General features: G+C 53.6%; 2 protein-coding genes. One reads left to right on the plus strand and one right to left on the minus strand.

The genetic code is table 11. The features are described 5' to 3' along the window. Nucleotides 1–333: 333 nt before the first annotated feature. Entirely contained in the window at nucleotides 334–1,758 is a 1,425-nt protein-coding gene (locus C3418_RS23140; protein WP_042649080.1) for a hypothetical protein, read from the plus strand. Between the two features lie 198 nt (nucleotides 1,759–1,956). On the opposite strand, the gene C3418_RS23145 is transcribed toward C3418_RS23140, so the two are convergent. Further along, entirely contained in the window at nucleotides 1,957–3,153 is a 1,197-nt protein-coding gene (locus tag C3418_RS23145) for a J domain-containing protein (protein WP_103859359.1), read from the minus strand. Nucleotides 3,154–3,298 lie beyond the last annotated feature (145 nt).

Below are 3,298 nucleotides of genomic sequence, written 5' to 3' on the forward strand. Positions count from 1 at the left end.
TGTTGGTCAGTGCAAACAGCACTGCTTGTACTTCTAGCCGCAGCCAAAGGGACACGGCTCGTTGCGGCCAATCTTGATGGGTACCACCACTGGTGTTCGCTACGTTGTGCCAGAAAGTGGGCATGAAGGATACGAGCAGCAAATCGGGCCTTGGTGGCTTGCTCTTGCAGGTGTTCATTGCTGAGCGCCTCCAGCGACGTAGACATGGTTTCTTAACCATGTGTTCTTTATGGTCTCTGTCATCCGGGGGATGTCGCTCCAATGGATAGGCATCTATATCGGTCTCAGGCACAATGTTCGATTAGATAGACCTGATAATGGGTAGTTCAGCTGATGGCACGAATATTAACCAAAGCGCAATTGAGTAAACTGGAAAGCAAAAGCCAAGCCGAGCTGTTGGCTATCGTGCTTGACCTGGCAACGCATCTTCCCCTCGCAAAAAAGCACCTGATTAACCAGTACCTTACTGCTGAGGATGCCTTATTGGCATTGGCAAAAAAAGAGTATAGCAAGCTCACTCGTCGCCCCCCTTCCTGGGATTATAAGGAGGTGGATGCCTTCTTCGATACCTTGCAAAATCAGTTTATTCCGTTGCTGGCCAAGGGGATCGTCGCCTCTCCAAGGGAGGGAGAACTCTTCGCCCTCGAGTTGCTGGCGAATGCCAGAGCCTTGTATGAAAAGATGGATACATCCAGTGGCAGCTGGGAGGACTACCATCTTGCGCTGGTCGAACAGTGGTTGATGGCGATCGCTGCTCAACGAGAGTCTGTCCCCCCAGAGGTGCTGGCTCGTCGATTACGTGACGGATTGTCAGACATTGATCCATCGATCAGCATTACTTGCCTGTTTGATTACCGTGATGTGCTCGGCTCCCCAGTGATGCGAGCCTTGCGCGATAACTATGCGGCGGCAGGTCTATTGCCAGAGGCGTTGGGGTTGAGCTTTGAGTTGCGTGATATTGCATTCTTTGACTCGGTGCAACAGGCTGGTCTCTTTAGCCACCCCCGTCAGCAGATTGACTATGCCAGACTGCTGACCGACGAATTACGCGCCGATCAAGCCATCGCGGTATTAGAGGCAATGGACTCGGCTCTGTTGCAGCGCCACCGCCAATTGAACCTGTGGCATCAAGTGTTGATCCGGGCCTATCTGGAAGAGGGACGCCGAGCTGACGCTCATGCTCAGGCATTACGCGCGTTTGCTAGCACACGGGCAAACTCGTTTTTTGCGAGTTATTGCCAAAGTGGAGATGAGCCTAGAGAAGTAGCATTAGGCCAGTTTGTTGCCATTGCCGAATCATGGGGGCTACGCGAGGTCTTGTTGCTGTTGGAGGAGGTTGATGCATGGCCACAACTGGCACAACGGCTTGAGCAATGTACAGATGCAGACTTGCAGGAGGATCTCTCACTCCTTGCTGGTTCAACCGTACGAACCTGGTCGAGCCGCCTCTATCAGCAGGGATTTATCGTGGTGGCAGTGCGGCTACGTCGTCAATTGGTGGCCAATGTCGTTAATCAGGGCAAGAGCACCTACTACACGGGGGCAGCCTCGGATCTGAAAAAGAGCCTGGATTATCAGGCGGCCTTAAAGGTAGAACAAGAGGATGGAGAGAGACCTCTCTGTTCGCCACAGGAGTATCTGAATCAGCTTTATCAGCAGCACAAACGCAAGAGCAGCTTTTGGGAGGCGGTTCGTCAAAAGCTACCGGCCATTACCATGTCGGCGAGCGGTGTGCAGTATCAGGCCGAGAATAAATAAGGCGCTAACACCTTTCACTCGGTCAGTCAGCTTGTGCTGGTGTTCCATGCGCCCTTGGCTGTCCAGCGCCTCGATAGCACTCATCTGGATGTCTCATTGCCACGACATCCTTCAAGCTACCCAAAACAAGAGAGAGCCATTGGCTCTCTCTTGTTTTCGAAATAGGTGTTTTCAAAAAATGTGTTTTCGAAAAAAGTGTTATCGAAAGAAGATCTCATCAAAGTCCGGCTCTTCATCCCAGATGGCGTGCTGACGTGCGTCCCAGCGCTCGGCCAGATAGGGTTTGAGGGTTGCAAGGGTGGTGATGGTCGCCAGTTGTCCATGCAACTGCTTGATATCCCGCTGTAGATAGTGCTGATGCTCCTCGAACGCGAGATCGGTCTTCTTCTTCGAGCGCTGTTTAAACTTGTGCAAGATAACCCCTTGCACTCCCTCCGGGCCACTATAAAAGCAGATCTCGAGCTCACGTTTTTTCTGCCAGAGCGCCGGATTGATGGCCACCAGATTCTCTTCACTCAGCAGCTTGTCTGCCTCGGGCAGATGGGTGTGAGCCAGGTGCAACAGAGTAAACATATCCCGCGTTTCCCACGCATGGCTGAGCTCGCCCATCAGGCGGCTCTTCTCTTCACGCTTGACCGGGTCTTGCTCCCGATCCGGGTGCAGCGTCATAGCCAGCTTGCGATAGAGCTGCTTAAGGCTTGAGTTATCGAGCAGTTGCTCAACCCTGGCAACCTCATCCGGATCGGCCATGTCATGATGATCCTGCCAACGTGCGAAAGCCTCGTCATTGGCAAAGGGGTCATCGCCACAGTCCGGCGCGTCGTCGTCCCACTCATGCTCATCACCGCCCTGTTTTTGGGCCTGGGCTTGCATATAGTCGCGCAGCTTCTCGGGATTTCTGACCATCTCGCGCAGCAGCTCGATATCATCGGGGCTCTCGCCAAACGCCTCTTGCAGCATGTCAGTGATAAAATCGCAGCTCGCCTCGAGCTGATCATCATCGAGCTGGCTGACGCTGCCCGCTTGCACCGCCATATAGAGTGACTCCAGATCCAGCTCCCCCCGAAACGGGTTGGATTCAAGATACCCTATCAATTCATCAATCCAGCCATGGAGCATCTCGCGCTGCCACTGGGTAAAACTTTTGCGGGCGGTGAAACCGGCCAGCCGCTGGCAAAGCTGAAAAATCAGCCCACACTGCTCACGCTCCAGAGGCTCAATGTCGCTGACAAAGCGCTGATAGATATCCGCCCCCTCTTGCTCCTGTTTGGCCAGCTTGGCCTGCAGCTTTTCGATGGCCTGCCACTGGCGATGAAAATAGGCAAGGGCCGGACTCTCGTGGCGCGGCTCGGCTTTTTTTCGCTTGGCCGAGGTTTTACTCTTGGTCAGTGACATGAAAACTCCAAATGAAAACGGGATAGTTGGCTACCGTGGCCACGGCAGATTATCAGAGGGGAGGAGATGCGCCTATCCTCGCGGTCTGCTGCCGCGACTTGTCGATCTTGAGAAATCATCCTAAAACCTCGTATTGGGGTACCAC

It is taken from the genome of Aeromonas sp. ASNIH8, assembly GCF_002919855.1.
In the GTDB taxonomy this organism is placed as follows: Bacteria; Pseudomonadota; Gammaproteobacteria; order Enterobacterales; family Aeromonadaceae; genus Aeromonas; species Aeromonas caviae.

What these genes read in the sequence shown, in the direction of transcription:
- C3418_RS23140 (WP_042649080.1), top strand. Translation starts at nt 334, where the DNA reads ATGGCACGAATATTAACCAAAGCGCAATTGAGTAAACTGGAAAGCAAA.
- C3418_RS23145 (WP_103859359.1), bottom strand. Translation starts at nt 3,153, where the DNA reads ATGTCACTGACCAAGAGTAAAACCTCGGCCAAGCGAAAAAAAGCCGAG.